The sequence below is a fragment of the Calothrix sp. UHCC 0171 genome, assembly GCF_034931845.1.
In the GTDB taxonomy this organism is placed as follows: domain Bacteria; phylum Cyanobacteriota; class Cyanobacteriia; order Cyanobacteriales; family Nostocaceae; genus Brunnivagina.
In genome coordinates this window covers 81109-96921 of sequence record NZ_JAYGHN010000006.1, presented here as the reverse complement: position 1 = coordinate 96921, position 15813 = coordinate 81109, and the positions used below count along the sequence as shown (strand labels likewise).

Sequence of the window (15813 nt, the reverse complement as noted above, 5' to 3'; positions counted from 1 at the left end):
CCCATCTCCCCATCTCCCCATCTCCCCATCTCCCCATCTCCCCATCTCCCATCACACAATCTCCCCATAGATTTTATCCTGTATTTTTCGGAAATAACATGCTTCCTAATTAGGAAATGTTTGTTTCTAAAGTTGGTAATAAAGTTTACTTAAAATGTAAATGATCATCGAGTTTCTACTTGTTATCTTTTAAATGTAAGGGATGAGTTGAGAGACAACAAAAGAAATCAACAAAACCCATTACATCAGATAAACGAGGAGGAAAAGATTATGTTATCCACTAAATCTGAATTATTTGTTGAAGTAGTTGAAGAAGAACAAGAAGTTGTTTCTGGTGGTCAAGTATTTTTTGATTCCTTTGCGGGACACTTTAGTCGGCTAGAAGGAGTTACTGGTGGTACTGCCGCAACTCCACTAGGAGCAGTCTCAACTGGTACGGCTGTGAATCAAACAATCGCCAGCATCGGCTTCTTGGGAATCAGAGTAACTCCATAAGGAATGAATTAGTTGGATAATGATTACAGAGTTTACTAAGATTCTAATGTTAAATATCATCTTTACTAGGAAAGTAATATAACTGAGGACATTGAAGCAAAGTAAGACTCTGAATCTTCAATCTAATTCAATCAATATCCATGAGTATTTTTGTATTCCTTTTAGTAAGCTATCAGCTATATATGGGGGTAACAAGGGCAATTAATTGCATCTTTAATATCCTTTTGCTGATAGCTTATTATCTCTATACCTCTTATGTCACTTTCCATAAATAACAAAATGAAATTCTAGATGCACAAGATTTTACCAGAAAAAAAAGAGGTCTGTCTAATTATAATTCCAGCCAAAAATTTCCAATTATTTCTAGAGTTATCTGGTCAGAATAGAGAGGTAAGATTATGTCTAACCAGATTCAATCAACAGAAACCAAATTATTCACAGATGTATCTCTGACAGAACAGGAGACTGCCTCTGGTGGGTTCTCCATATCATTTTTCCAAACAGACACCAATATAACCAGTTTTGCCAGTAGTCAATCTAATATTTCCAGGGGAGGCTGGAGCATGTCCTCCAGTCAAAATGCTCTATATATGTTCTCACAAAAGAATACGGGAATAGTATTTGATTTTGGTGATTATTACAGCAGACGCGGACGTAAACTACCTGCTTTACAATTAGTAAGTCGGATGTTGAGCTATTTCTTATTTAGTAGATAGTATTTTCATCCAACAGAAGTAAAAACTCTGGTTCCGGCTTGAATTTTTGGGTAGGTTGTCCATGAAATACCAATTTGTCATTCAACATAGTGAGGAAGATTGTGGCGCTGCTTGTCTCGCTGCAATCTCAAAACATTATGGACGTACCTTCACTCTCAACCATATTCGGGAAGCTGTAGGTACGGGACAATTAGGTACTACTTTACTAGGGCTTAAACGAGGTGCAGAAACCCTGGGATTCAATGCTCGTCCGGTAAAAACCTCGCCAGAGCTTCTCAACCAAATCAAGGAAGCACCCTTACCTGCAATTATTCACTGGCAAGGTCGTCACTGGGTTGTTTTATACGGTAAGGAAGGGAGAAATTACGTAGTTGCAGACCCGGCGGTAGGTATCCGCTATGTCTCCAAAAAAGATTTAGAGGAAAGTTGGTCAGATTGGTTGATGCTGCTGTTGGAACCAGACCCAGTCAGGTTTTTTGCCCAAGAAAGCGATGAAATTGGTGGTTTTTGGCGTTTCTTTAAGCGTGTCTGGATTTTTCGCGCCATCCTCGCGCAAGCACTACCCCTAAACATGATTTTGGGTGTGCTGTCCTTAGCTTCACCTTTTTTGTTACAAATTTTGACAGATGATGTGTTGGTGCGCGGGGATACTAAATTACTGACTACTGTTGCGATCGCTGTAGTAGTGATGAATTTTATTTCCAGCAGTCTTGGTTGGGTGCAATCTAATCTAATCGCTCATTTTGCCCAGCGTCTGCAATTAGGTTTAGTGATGGATTTTGGACGACAAATCCTGCGATTACCTCTTGCTTATTATGAGGCTCGTCGTAGTGGAGAAATTGTCAGTCGTCTCCGCGATATTGACCAGATAAATCAATTAGTTGCTCAAGTAGTTATCAGTTTACCCAGTCAATTTTTTATTGCGGTAGTTTCTTTTGGTTTCATGGTTTTCTATAGTTGGAAACTAACTGTAGTTGCTCTAATTGTCGCTGTGGTGATGACTATAACTACCATAATCTTTCAACCAACATTGCAACAAAAAACCCGCGAACTGTTAATCAAAGAAGCAGAAACCCACGGCGTTTTAGTTGAAACTTTTAAAGGGGCACTTACCCTCAAGGCTACTACAGCAGCACCACAATTTTGGGATGAATTTCAAAGTCGATTTAGTCGTTTGGGAACGCTAACTTTACGGACAATTCAAATCGGAATTATCAATAATACGTTTTCAGGATTTATAGCTGCGATCGGTGGTGTTGCGCTTCTCTGGTTCGGTGGTAATTTGGTCATTAATCCAGCCGAAAAGATGAGTATTGGTCAATTATTGGCATTCAATGCAATGAATGCAAATTTCCTAGCTTTAATTGGTAGTGTCATCAGTTTTGTGGATGAATTTACCCGTGCGAAAACAGCAACCCAACGCCTCACAGAGGTTATAGATTCTACCCCAGAAAATGACGATGATGGTAAAAAACCTTTTGCTCAAATTCCTGGAGATTCTGACATTGTTTGTACTAAGATCAATTTTCACTACGCAGGTCGAGTTGATTTATTAGAAGACTTTTCCTTGACTATTCCTGGTGGTAAAGTTGTAGCTTTAATTGGTAAATCTGGTTGTGGTAAAAGCTCTTTAGCGAAACTTCTTGCTAGTTTATACCCTATCAGTTCAGGTAATATCCGCGTTGGTATTTATAATCTCCAAGACCTTGCTTTAGATTGTTTACGTCAGCAAATTGTTCTTGTTCCTCAAGATGCTCACTTTTGGAGTCGTTCAATTATTGAAAACTTTCATTTAGGAGCGCCCTATGTTACTTTTGAGCAAATTGTCCAAGCCTGCAAAATTACTGGTGCAGATGATTTTATCAGTAAACTACCGGAAAAATATCAAACTATTTTGGGAGAATTTGGAGCTAATATTTCCGGTGGACAAAGGCAAAGATTAGCAATTGCAAGAGGTATTGTTACTGAGCCACCCATATTAATTTTAGATGAATCAACAGCTGGATTAGACCCAGTAAGTGAAACACAACTTCTGGATAAATTATTTCAACACCGACGTGGTAAAACAACAATTTTAATTACTCACCGTCCCCGAGTAGTAAATCGTGCCGATTGGGTGGTATTGCTGGATCAGGGAAAGCTAAAATTACAAGGTTCTTTGGAGGAATTAAGTTCTTTACCAGGGGACCATTTGGAATTTTTAATTCCCTAAAGTTGAGAATAGAAAATCAGGCATTTATTTTCATATAATTTATCTTCACATAATTTATTTTCATATCGTAAAATTTGGGTAGGTGGTAATTATGCTCTACACCCACAGTCAAAAAATTTTCCCGCCATTACAAACAGATGAGTTTCTGCCTCCCATTAGTCCTTGGACATCTTTAGCAGGGATATTTCTCGTTGGGACTGTGGGAACTGCGGTTTCCCTCGCTTCCTGGGTGAAATACAATGTCACAGTAAAAGCACCAGCAATAGTCCGTCCGATTGGAGATATTCGGTTAGTACAAACAGAAATTGATGGAACTATTAGAAATATTTTAGTTAAAGAAAATCAGATTGTTCAAAAAGGACAACCCATTGCTTATTTGGATGATGACCAATTTCAAATTAAAAAAAGCCAATTACAAGGAACTATTGAGCAGGGCAAATTACAACAGATTCAATTATACGCCCAAATCAGAAGTTTAGATGTGCAGATAATTGCCGAAAGAAGAGTGATTGATAGAAGTATTGCTGCTGCCATAGCAGATTTAGAAAGAACTCACAGAGACTATCAAGAAAAACAAATTACTACCGAAAGTGAATTACTAGCAGCAGAGGCAAATTTACAAAAAACTTTAGCTGAATTAGAGAAATCTAAAACGGATTTAGACTTTGCGAAAATGGATAGCGATCGCTATCAAGAATTAGCATCTGTTGGGGCTGTGAGTCGGCGAGATTTTGAACAAAAAAAACTGATTGTTTCCCAGGCGACATCAATCCTAGAAGGTGAAAAGAAAACTGTTGAAATTGCGAAATTAAAAATTAAATCGGCTCGTGCGGCGCTGAATCCTAGCAATGCTTCTATAGCTATTGCTCAAGAAAGAATTGCCCAAGAAAAAGCCAGAGGTGAAGCGACTATTGCCACTTTAATGAAAGAAAAAGAAGCTTTAATTCAAAGACAAGTGGAACTGCAAACCCAACTTAACCAATATCACAAAGAATTACAACAGGTTGACAATCAACTCAAAAGCACAATTATTCGTGCCACTAGTGACGGTATTATCCTCAAATTAAATTTACGCAACACAGGACAAGTTGTTCGTCCTAGCGAACCAATTGTAGAAATTGTCCCTCAAAATGCACCTCTAGTTCTGAAGGCAATGATTCCTACTGCTGAGATTACAAAAGTGGCTGTGAATCAAAAAGTGCAGTTAAGACTTGACGCTTGCCCCTATCCAGATTACGGCACTCTCAAGGGAGTTGTTAGCTCAATTTCTCCAGACACAATTACATCTCAAAACAACTCAGGCTCCGGTTCAGCATCTGCTACAAATGGTGGCGTTAGCTATTTTGAAGCAACCATCCAACCAGAATCTCCCTCCTTTAGCAATCAGAATCATACCTGTACCATTCAAGCAGGAATGAATGCCAATGCCGATATTATTTCTAAGGAAGAAACAGCATTACAATACATGCTGAGAAAAGCACGTTTAATTACTGATTTGTAAGTATTTGGAAATAGTTGGAAATATTCTTAAATCTTCTTAAATATAATTTATCACTAAAAAATAGAGTAAAGGGTGACATCTATTTTCATATGTTCTTGGTGTTCTGAGTTGATGAGCCTAATCACTGACAATTAAAATTTCTCCCCATCCCCGCGTCTCTAAGTCTCCGTGTCACTGTTAATGATAAGTATTCAACCCAACATGATAGAACTTCTAACTCCTAAAACCTAATCCATGATTATGTATTACCTAAAATTTGTCTGCGAACCTAAACACACAAACAAAATGGTTATTTCCTGTGTTTTTATGCCAAACCTATTTCCCAATCATTATTTTTTTCGTCTACGTGGTGACCCTCATTTGCTTTCTGCGAAGTTATCACAGAATTCAACAAGCCTTGCAATGGTGGTTCAGTAGACAATCGATGAGACTTTTCCTGGAAGCTGAGAAAATCCGGGACGATTTATTACAAGAATCTTTTAGTATCCGTCGCCAATTAGAAATCCTACCAACAGATAACTTGGAGCTATTAATTAACCAGCGACAAGAATACTTAACAAAAATGCAAAAATGGCATCAGTCCCTCGCGAAATTGAGCGATCGCTTATTTCCCGAATCACTGCAAGAACATTTACCATTAGCAATCTATTGCTTATTAGAACAGTGGCAAATATCCCATCCTGATCTTGATTTAGAAATTATTTTGCCTAACTCTTGGCGACGTGAGAAAATCGATAATAGCCTAACTATTTTAATGATTCTCGATGAGTTGCTGAAGGTGACTTTACCGGAGCCAGAAGTTTGCCTGCCAATATCAATATTTATCCATCTTCAGCAGCATCACAACACTGCTCATCTTCAAATCACTATTACTTACCCGAATTCTTTTATTTTTATATCTTATTACAATTTAACATACTTATCATATCTTCAAAAAATTTTTCATTTTTTTACATTAGGCAAATGTTTTTTTAATCGCAAAAATTTGACTCTGAATTGTAATTTTTACTGGTAAATAAGCACATTTAGTTCATTTATCTAAAAAAACAAGAAAATACACTATCTGGCTCACTAGTGTTCCGTGTATCATGGTTGGATCATAACTTAACAAGTATTCTCGCAAATTTCCGGATTTTTATTATTTATAGATGTAATTTTATACAGGTGAACTAGCTACGTCTATTTTCCTAAATACTAATACATATATTGTCTAGTAATTACTTTATTAAGTGATCAAAACCGAGAAGACTTTTAATCAACATCTAGAAAACATTTAAAAAACAATATTTAATTCTCTACCCCAGGAGGTAGATTATGAATCAAACTGTATTAGAGAAAGCATTAATTAAAATTTTGGTAATTGATGACCATGAATCGGTGTTGGATGGAACTATTGATATATTACGGCAACATTACCCAGATGTGAAGTTTCATACTGCTGGCAATGCCAAGGATGCTCTCCATCAAATTTTTTTCTCACAGCCAGATTTGGTAATTATGGACCTTTCAATTCCCGAAAAACCTGGGATGATGGCACGACCAGACACGGGTGTGCAACTGCTGCGGACTTTGATGAAAAACTATCCTCATATCAATATTGTTGTCCAAACTGCCCATGTTAGAACTCTAATCAGGATTAGACCGAATATTGATGCTCATAAAGGCGGTTTTACGATCGCAGATAAAAGTCTTACTAGTCAAGAAATGTTAACCAGAGTTGATTGGGCTTTACAGGGATTAACTCATACAAAAGATATTAACAAAAATTATTCTGGCTTCGAGGTTAAACCGGAGTGGTTAAGGGTGCTGACATTAGCATTTGATGAAGGATTACAAGATAAGGCGATCGCGGAACAAATGTCTGTCTCGGAACGGATGGTGCGTCATTATTGGAGTAAGCTACAAGACGCTTTACATGTATATCCTGAGTGTGGCAAAAATATCCGCATTCAAACGGAGATACGAGCCAGAGAAGAAGGTTTAATTGATTAGTTGTTAGTGAGGTTTTGGTAAGCACTAACTACTATTATTGGGATTGCAAAAAAGCCTATGTTGGCAGAATTGTGGCAAAAAATTACAGCAAAAATAAAAATTTGCTTGGTAGTTATCTTACCGAGAACAGTGACAATTGTCATCGCCACAATTGCCCGTTTAACTAACTCGAAACAATCTCAGGCTCACCGTGACGTAATTGAAAGCACATTTGAAATTATCCATAATGGACCTCTACAAACCCTCGCTCAAGCTTTAAAACTAATTCGAGAACAAGATGTGCCATCAGAGCAATTAGTGCTCACACTCGAAAAACATTTGGAAAAATTGGATCGCGAACTGCGGGGAATTTATGATTTTTTGCAGCAAGAAGCCCTCAATCAAGACAGTAGTCTTTATTTAGAAAGTGGTATAGTTATTAACTTACAAGACCCGATCCATGAAGTTCTCTATCAAGTTTATAGCTATACCCTAGAGCGAGATTTTCCCTACTTTCAGAAGCTCAGGGTAAAAATCCGTACCTTTGAACCCATAGAAGATGGTTATTTGAGTTTCAGTCAAAAACGAGGACTTTGCAGATTTCTGGAAGAAGCTTTGTGTAATGTTGGTAAACATGCTGTGGGGGCAACCCGTCTGGAAGTGTCCTGTACAAAAAACGAAGGCTGGTACACCCTAAGCATTATAGATAATGGCTTAGGGATAAACTCATCTAGAGAAGGTCGGGGAACGCAGCAGTTTAGAAATTTGGCTCGACAACTCAAGGGCAAATTTAGACGTTCAAATTTGTTTCCTAGAGGTACTTTGTGTGAATTGTCTTGGGCTGCGACAGTCTATGGGCGTTGTGGAAAATAGCAAATCTTGTAGGGTCAAAATTTTGGTTTATTTTACCTTTTTTCTTGCAATTAACGCATCTCGTGCATGTTCTCTATCATCGAAGTGAATTTTCTCTGTACCGAGAATTTGATAATCCTCATGTCCCTTGCCCGCTAACAACACCCCGTCACCAGGTTGTGCTTGTAAGATGGCTGTCCGAATCGCCGCCGCGCGATCGCATATTACAGTAGGATTGATGCCTTGAGGAATGCCCGCTAACACATCCTCTAAAATCTTCTCTGGGTCTTCAGTGCGCGGATTATCGGATGTCACCACCGCAATATCAGCTAATTCCGCAGCTATTTTACCCATTTTTGGGCGCTTAGTGCGATCGCGATCGCCTCCACAACCAAAGACACAAATCATTTTACCAGGAATAAATGGACGCGATGCTTTTAATAAGTTCTCCAAGCTGTCGGGAGTATGGGCATAATCTACAATCACACTTATATTTTGTTCTGTATCTATTTGTACTCGCTCCATTCTTCCGGGAACCCCAGGGAATCCCGGAATTGCCGCAGTAATGATTTCTAAATCAATTCCTAAGTGTAAAACAGCACCAACAGCAGAGAGGAGATTTTCAAGGTTATATTGACCAACGAGAGGTGAACGGAAAGGTGAATTACCAGCAGGTGTATGCATTATGCCGCTAACACCATTAGGTTCGTAACTCAAGTCACTCATGTACAAATCAGCACTAGTGTTACTAACGCTATAACTCCAGACCTTATCCTTCCCTAGAGTCTCAATTAAGCGTTTTCCGTAGGCATCATCAGCATTAATTATTGCCCTACCTCCGAGATATTCAGGACTAAACAACAAAGCTTTGGCAGAGAAGTAATCCTCCATATCCTTGTGATAGTCCAAATGATCTTGAGTCAGGTTGCTAAATACAGCCACCTCAAACTGACAACCCAAAACTCGACCTTGTGCCAAAGCATGGGAACTAACTTCCATAATCCCATATTCATTTCCGGCATTGACTGCGGCTGCTAACTGTTTTTGCAAATCTACAGCAAAGGGAGTGGTGTGGGTAGCAGTTTCGCTAAATCCCCGCCAACGGGTGTAGAGAGTACCCATTAAAGCTGTATTTTTATCTGCACGTTCTAAAAAATACTCAATCAAATGGGTTGTTGTGGTTTTCCCATTTGTCCCCGTCACACCGATTAAATTCAAAGCATGTCCGGGATAACCATAGAAAGCGGCGGCAATTTTCGCACAGGCTTTTGTCATATCCGATGCAGTAATTACACATACATCACCAGGAGGAGAAGTTTTTTCGGCGGCTTGGGTAGAAATTACCGCCGCAATCGCTCCCGCAGTTAAAGCACTGTGCCAAAACTCACCACCATCTACCCTGGTTCCTGGCATCCCGATAAATACATCTCCTGCACTTGTTGCATGGGAATTAGTCGTTAAACTATTAACTTCTTCATCTAAAGCTGGATGTTCGTTAAATTGCACAATCTCTTCAACAGCAGCTAGTAGTTCCCGCAGTTTCATTTATTCCACCTCAACACACAAGTTAGTAGTTGTTAGTTGTTAGTCGTCAATGATTAACTGTTAGTTGCTGGGTGCTATTTCCCACCAACGGCTAAAACATCAACACACCATCAACAAACCCTAGTAGTTCACCAAAGTAATTTTGCAGGGACAAAAATCTCCGCGTCTCCGTCTCTCCGAGTTCATCTCAACCCGTCAATTTTGGCTTGGCGAACAACTAGTACATCAGAGTGAAAGAGCTAATCACTCAACACTCAGAACTCTATTGTTACTTGTGATATTTTGCAACATTTTTTCTGTTGTGCAACTACTTAAATATACTTTTGTAGTAATTGTGCTAATTGTTGCACAGAAGTACGTGGAGATGGACGAGGAATCATTTGTGCTTGACTTTGGGGATTTTCAGCCACAAAAAGTACAGGGATTTCGTATTGATAAGCTTGGAACCAGTCATTGCGGGTTGTAATGTCACGAATTTCTAACTCTAGAGACAGAGACTTTTGTGTCTCAATGATTTGTTCAAGTTTTTCCTGTAGCCCTTCACACAAATGACATCCCGGCTTACTGTAGAGGATTAAGTACATTTTCTAGTTATTTTTTTGACAGAGTGAACGAACTATTTGTAAAAATTTATGCTGTGGAATCATGTAAAAATAAGTAGTGCCAGCGTCTCGCTTGCTATTTCCCAAAAGCGGGCAAGACTTTGACGTGAGCGCTCAGTCGTTAGCGGAGCGTCTCCGAAGGAGATACGCTGTCTACACTACTTGTTCAATTTATTTTTACACTAATACTGTAGTCAAGTTCAAATTGGGAAAAGTTAAGATATAAAATACGATCGCCACCCGAAAACTGAGCTTATCTTTAACTACCGTCTTCTTGCTTGCAATTTGCGATAAACATCCTTAATATCGACTTTGTGATGCGCCAAGGCAACTAAAGTATGATACATCAAATCCGCAACCTCTCCAGCGATCGCATCTGCATCATCGTCTTTACAAGCCATGACAACTTCGGCGCTCTCCTCACCAATTTTCTTTAAAATTTTGTTATCACCACCTGCTAATAATTTGCAAGTATAGGAACTTTCATTGGGATAATCCCGGCGATCGCAAATAACTGCAAAGACCTGAGACAATGTATCTGCTGGCGGTGGGGTAATAGTGCCGTCAATTTGATGAAAACAACTGCGCTCTCCCGTGTGACAGGCAATATCACCAATCTGTTCTACCGTGACTAAAATTGCATCGCTATCACAGTCGTAACGGATGCTTTGTATTTTCTGGGTATGCCCAGAGGTTGCGCCTTTATGCCAAAATTCCTGACGCGATCGACTCCAAAACCACGTCTCACCAGTCTCTAAGGTCTTTTGTAGCGATTCGCGATTCATCCAAGCCATCATCAAAATCGTGCCATCCAGATAGTCTTGGACAATTGCAGGTACTAAACCTTTCTCATCGTAGCGAATTTTGTCAACTGGAATCGCATTTTTAAATGAAGGCAGATGTGAAGAAGACATACCAGTTGTCTAAACTAAGGTGTAAAACAAAAGGGACAAATTATTTAGTCCAGAGAATTACGATAACATTAAATAGTAGAGCAATTGATATTTTCTTTGCTACTTTGTGGGGTTGTTTTGGAGATTTTATTTTAGTTACTTTTTATTTACTTGCTATTTACAAAAAAACGGTTTTATGCATTATTGACTGCATTTTCACAGCACTTAAAGCAACTTGATGAGCTTTGGGAGCTTCGCCATACCAATGGATTGCCGAGTTAAAAGCGGCTCGATATATATCTTGACAAGCTTCAGAAAAACGAGTGCGAATTTCCGCAGGCAAGTCTTGGTTAGATTTGTATAACATATCGTTATTTTTTTGGTTCAGCTATTCTTTTAGGATATAAATTTAGAGCCATTTTTACGCCTATCCTAGGATAGAAGCTGTATATTTAGCATTGTTTGGGAGAGAACCTTGGTAAATACCACAATTAAAACAACGCGATCGCAAGAAATTTTTGCTGCTGCCCAAAATTTGATGCCTGGAGGAGTCAGTTCCCCAGTGCGGGCATTTAAATCGGTTGGCGGACAGCCAATTGTCTTCGATCATGTCAAAGGTGCTTATATTTGGGATGTTGATGGCAATCAATACATCGATTATGTTGGCACTTGGGGTCCTGCCATCTGTGGGCACGCACACCCAGAAGTAATTAGTGCCCTCCACGCCGCCTTAGATAAAGGTACTAGCTTTGGTGCGCCTTGCATCCTGGAAAATGTCCTGGCGGAAATGGTGATTGATGCCGTACCCAGCATTGAAATGGTACGCTTCGTGAATTCGGGAACGGAAGCCTGTATGTCAGTTCTCCGTCTCATCCGCGCCTTTACTGGACGCGATAAAATAATCAAATTCGAGGGTTGCTATCACGGACATGCTGACATGTTCCTCGTCAAAGCTGGGTCTGGTGTCGCCACTCTCGGTTTACCCGACTCCCCAGGCGTACCAAAATCCACGACAGCAAATACCCTCACCGCCCCCTACAATGACCTCGAAGCCGTCAAAGCCCTATTTGTAGAAAATCCTGACGAAATCGCCGGGGTTATTCTGGAACCTGTAGTTGGTAACGCCGGCTTCATTACCCCCGATGCTGGCTTCCTGGAAGGATTACGCGAACTTACCCACGAACATGGAGCATTACTAGTTTTTGACGAAGTCATGACTGGTTTTCGTATTGCCTACGGAGGTGCCCAGGAGAAATTTGGTGTCACACCCGATATCACCACCCTAGGTAAAATTATTGGTGGGGGTTTACCTGTGGGTGCTTACGGTGGTCGTCGTGATATCATGTCAATGGTGGCACCAGCAGGTCCCATGTACCAAGCGGGAACCCTTTCAGGAAATCCTTTAGCAATGACTGCGGGAATTAAGACACTGGAACTATTACAAAAGCCAGGAACTTACGAATACCTCGATCGCATCACCAAAAAGCTGGCGGATGGCTTACTGCAAATTGCCAAAGAAACAGGTCATGAAGCTTGCGGTGGTCAAATTAGTGGGATGTTTGGTCTGTTCTTTACTTCCGGTCCCGTACACAATTACGAAGATGCGAAAAAGTCTGACACCGCGAAGTTTGGACGTTTCCATCGGGGGATGTTAGAACGCGGCATCTACCTCGCGCCATCGCAATTTGAAGCTGGTTTTACGGCGATCGCTCATACAGATGAAGACATTGAAAAAACTCTTACAGCCGCAAGAGAAGTGATGTCGAGTCTCTAAAAAAGAACATTGGGCATTGGGCATTAAATTAAAGTTATCTAGTTTACCCCTCGCCAATCGCATCGCCATCAGCCTTGCGGAGGGGTATGATAAATTGCCCATTGCCCATTAATTTACGTATATTTATCCAGTCAGCCAACAAAAAAATCTCCAATAGCCAAATACCTCTTGAATCAGGAGATTATAGGCGTAGTTAAGTATATTTTTGCATCCCCTCGTTTAATTTTGGGACAGTTTAGGGGACAGAAACTAGTGTATTTACGAGTCCTTTAAGTAAATCCAGGTAATCTTCAGCAACTCTTCAAGGGATTTCCAGCGAAAATGACCTGGTGACAAGGGGATTTTATCTCAATAATTGAGAGTAGGGTTCATATGCTCTCCTTCCATCGTTTTTTCGTGCTGCGAGTTAACAGTGCATGAGCTACTGCTTAAATCCTACCTGTCCCAATCCAGAAAACCCAACCCATAGCGAAAGATGTCAGTCTTGTGCCTCGCGTTTATTATTACGCGATCGCTATCGGGTCATTAAAGCGCTAGGGCAAGGTGGCTTCGGAGCAACATTCATTGCTCGCGATGAATCCTTACCTGGCGAACCGAGCTGCGTAATCAAACAACTTCGTCCTTCGGGAAGCGCACCACATGTTTTACAGATGGCGCGAGAACTATTCGAGCGTGAAGCTGTCACCTTAGGCAAAATCGGCAACCATCCTCAAGTACCCAGGTTACTTGACTATTTTGAAGACCACGAACAGTTCTATCTAGTTCAAGAATATATTAGCGGAGCCACTTTACAACAAGAGGTCAAAGCCCAAGGTGCCCTTAGCGAAGCCAGCGTCAAGCAATTCTTGACGGAGATTATGCCTTTGTTGCAGTACATTCACGAACAGAAAGTTATCCACCGCGATATCAAACCAGCAAACTTGATTCGTCGCGCTCAAGATAGCCGACTAGTTTTGATTGATTTTGGTGCAGTCAAAAACCAAGTGAATCAAACAGCAGCACTCCAGTCAGGGCACACTGCTTTAACAGCCTATGCAATTGGGACTCCGGGATTTGCACCTCCAGAACAAATGGCAATGCGCCCCGTTTACTCCAGTGATATTTATGCTGTGGGTGTCACCTGCATTTATCTCCTAACTGGTAAATCTCCCAAGGATTTAGATTACAATCCCACAACCGGAGAAATGATGTGGGAACATCTTGTCCCAATCAGTACCCATCTTTCCCGTGTACTGCGGAAAATGCTTGAGGTTTCCGTCCGCAATCGCTATCAAAATGCTGGCGAAGTATTGCGAGCTTTGGAAATGGAACCATACCTCGATAGTCTTGCCCAAAGTCTGATATTACAGCCCGTAGGAGGTATAAAAGAGCAAGTTAACAATCGTCAGGATGATTCGGCAATAATCAACAGCAACTCTTCTGGTAGTCATTCGAGTGCTGGAGTTGCACAGGTAGCAGCCGCAATTCGAGCCAGACGAGCCAAAGTCGCAGAAGCGACAGGTGCCACTAGCCATCGATTAGTTGGTACAAAAACTAATACTTGGGAAAACAAAAATACTGATATCATCCAAAATTCCCAGTCTCAAATCATTCGCCAGTTAAACACTGAAGGTTTGCGAAATGCCTACACCAAAGGGAGAAGAGACTTTGCCTCATATAATTTGAGTTTGCTCAACCTCCAAGGTATTGATTTATCGGGAACGAATTTCCATTCTTCAGTATTAGAACGAGCAAACCTTCAAGGAGCTAATTTATTTAATAGCGACTTTGGCAGAGCCAGTCTCAATCGTGCCAACCTTCGAGATGCCAACTTGAGTAAGGCTTATTTAAGCCATGCCGATTTAGAGGGAGCAGACCTACGAGGTACAGACCTAAGCTATGCTTACCTCAATAACGCCAATCTTCGGGGTGCAAACCTTTGCGGCGCTAATCTCACTGGTGCCAAAATTTCTGATGAACAGTTGGCACTTGCGAAGACTAACTGGATGACGGTACGTCCTAATGGGAAACGCGGCTTACTATAATTTGAGATTTGAGATTTTGCGGAATCTTCCAGCCCAAAATCTTGAATCTTTCTCAATTATTTTGGCAGCATAAATTAAATATAGTGTGAATATATAGCCGAAAAAACTTAACTAAAGATATTAAGTGTAACTACTTGCCAAAGTTTTTCAGAGAATAAAAACGTGGAATAGTATTTTGTAGATGAAGTTGTAAATGTTGATACTAAAAGGTTAAATTGTTTTTTGAGATTTTTTTGAGAAATAATCGATTAGAAAAGTGAATATAGTGTATATAATAGGACATCGAAGCGCAATCCTAATTTTTTATAAAAGTATTTCGCAATCGGAAGGGTAAACATCAATGCAGGGTGAATTATGAATCAATACAAACAGTAAAAGGTAAAAATAACTAGATATTTCTGCCTGCTAAAGTTGACGACAGACAGGAAAAATGCAATCTCAAAGTTTTTAATATTTAATGTACAGTACCTAAACTATGGCTGAGTTTGTAGAGGTAGAACTCGAACGTCGGTTAAGGTTATATCAGGCATTTCTGAAGTTGTACGAACACAACAGCAGTCTATTGAATGAAATTCTTCAATTAGAGACTGGACATCAGTCTTCATTGACAGGGGTGAAATCGTTCTACTTACAAGGTGTCATCGATGATTCGACAGCTTATGCAATTACGAATTTGTGTCAAGGCGAAACACAGACTTTAAAACAGCCACAAAAAATTTGGACTATTGGACGCGATCGCACGAGTGGGATACACTTGACAGATACCTATGTATCCCGCCGTCATGCAGCTATCCAATATCTAGATGCAGAACAAAGTTTTTGCTTGATTGACTTCAACAGCACTAATGGTTCCTATATCAATGGAGAACGTGTATTTCAGCCGGTGAAGTTAAAAGATGGTGATGAAATTCGTTTGGGAAATGTTGTCTTTTACTTTTTCTTAAATACTAGGACTTTAAGTTTACCAACAGTTGCCGTAGAATTGCTGATGCAGCTAATTCCGAATCAAGAGCGAAATATTGATTTAGGAAGATATCACACAACTAAAACTAAGCTCTTGGCAGAAAACTGGGATAGCACGATAGAAATGTTAAAGAGTATCGGTTATATCGAAAGGGATTGTGTCGATACACCAATATCGCAACTATTTCCTCTTGAACCCTCACCAGAAATTCGCGAATACTTTCTTAGCCAGCAAACACCCAATAGTCCCTACCAAAAATAGTTG

The 15813-nt window shown here is 40.2% G+C and carries 13 protein-coding genes and 1 pseudogene; 10 read left to right on the top strand and 4 right to left on the bottom strand.

Annotation, left to right across the window (positions count from 1 at the left end; genetic code table 11):
* The first annotated feature begins 270 nt into the window (after nt 1-270).
* The 7 genes and pseudogenes from VB733_RS06965 to VB733_RS06935 form a co-directional block, all read left to right on the top strand.
* Complete coding sequence (locus VB733_RS06965) at nt 271-495, top strand: CTB family bacteriocin (protein ID WP_323339360.1); 225 nt, start codon at nt 271-273, stop codon at nt 493-495.
* 398 nt (nt 496-893) lie between these two features.
* Nucleotides 894-1211 carry a hypothetical protein gene (locus VB733_RS06960; protein ID WP_323339359.1) on the top strand — a complete coding sequence of 106 codons (318 nt, stop codon included), beginning with the start codon at nt 894-896 and terminating at the stop codon, nt 1209-1211.
* Nucleotides 1212-1272: 61 nt separating this feature from the next.
* Entirely contained in the window at nt 1273-3423 is a 2151-nt protein-coding gene (locus VB733_RS06955; protein ID WP_323339358.1) for a peptidase domain-containing ABC transporter, read from the top strand.
* 91 nt (nt 3424-3514) lie between these two features.
* Nucleotides 3515-4924, top strand: coding sequence for an HlyD family efflux transporter periplasmic adaptor subunit (locus VB733_RS06950; protein WP_323339357.1), 1410 nt, complete (start codon nt 3515-3517; stop codon nt 4922-4924).
* Nucleotides 4925-5348: 424 nt separating this feature from the next.
* Nucleotides 5349-5939, top strand: coding sequence for a hypothetical protein (locus VB733_RS06945; RefSeq protein ID WP_323339355.1), 591 nt, complete (start codon nt 5349-5351; stop codon nt 5937-5939).
* A 299-nt stretch (nt 5940-6238) separates the two neighbouring features.
* Entirely contained in the window at nt 6239-6916 is a 678-nt protein-coding gene (locus tag VB733_RS06940; RefSeq protein ID WP_323339354.1) for a response regulator transcription factor, read from the top strand.
* Nucleotides 6917-7114: 198 nt separating this feature from the next.
* Nucleotides 7115-7768 (top strand): annotated as a pseudogene (locus VB733_RS06935) (histidine kinase); the annotation flags it as partial.
* 27 nt (nt 7769-7795) lie between these two features.
* Here the strand turns inward: VB733_RS06935 and VB733_RS06930 are convergent.
* From VB733_RS06930 to VB733_RS06915, 4 genes are all read right to left on the bottom strand, one after another.
* The gene (locus tag VB733_RS06930; RefSeq protein WP_323339353.1) at nt 7796-9292 is read right to left on the bottom strand and encodes a UDP-N-acetylmuramoyl-L-alanyl-D-glutamate--2,6-diaminopimelate ligase; all 1497 of its coding nucleotides are present in this window, start codon (nt 9290-9292) and stop codon (nt 7796-7798) included.
* A gap of 311 nt (nt 9293-9603) precedes the next feature.
* Nucleotides 9604-9876, bottom strand: coding sequence for a glutaredoxin family protein (locus VB733_RS06925; protein ID WP_323339352.1), 273 nt, complete (start codon nt 9874-9876; stop codon nt 9604-9606).
* A gap of 281 nt (nt 9877-10157) precedes the next feature.
* Entirely contained in the window at nt 10158-10808 is a 651-nt protein-coding gene (gene hisIE / locus VB733_RS06920) for a bifunctional phosphoribosyl-AMP cyclohydrolase/phosphoribosyl-ATP diphosphatase HisIE (protein WP_323339351.1), read from the bottom strand.
* A gap of 157 nt (nt 10809-10965) precedes the next feature.
* Nucleotides 10966-11154, bottom strand: a complete 189-nt coding sequence (locus tag VB733_RS06915; RefSeq protein ID WP_323339350.1) for a ChaB family protein — start codon at nt 11152-11154, stop codon at nt 10966-10968.
* A 108-nt stretch (nt 11155-11262) separates the two neighbouring features.
* On the opposite strand from VB733_RS06915, the gene hemL reads away from it, so the two are divergent.
* The 3 genes from hemL to VB733_RS06900 all read left to right on the top strand — a co-directional run bounded on the left by hemL (nt 11263) and on the right by VB733_RS06900 (nt 15810).
* Complete coding sequence (gene hemL / locus VB733_RS06910; RefSeq protein ID WP_323339349.1) at nt 11263-12561, top strand: glutamate-1-semialdehyde 2,1-aminomutase; 1299 nt, start codon at nt 11263-11265, stop codon at nt 12559-12561.
* 416 nt (nt 12562-12977) lie between these two features.
* Nucleotides 12978-14585 (top strand): serine/threonine-protein kinase, encoded by a 1608-nt coding sequence (locus VB733_RS06905; RefSeq protein WP_323339348.1) that lies wholly within the window; start codon nt 12978-12980, stop codon nt 14583-14585.
* A 475-nt stretch (nt 14586-15060) separates the two neighbouring features.
* Nucleotides 15061-15810 (top strand): FHA domain-containing protein, encoded by a 750-nt coding sequence (locus VB733_RS06900; RefSeq protein ID WP_323339347.1) that lies wholly within the window; start codon nt 15061-15063, stop codon nt 15808-15810.
* The last annotated feature ends 3 nt before the right edge of the window (nt 15811-15813 follow it).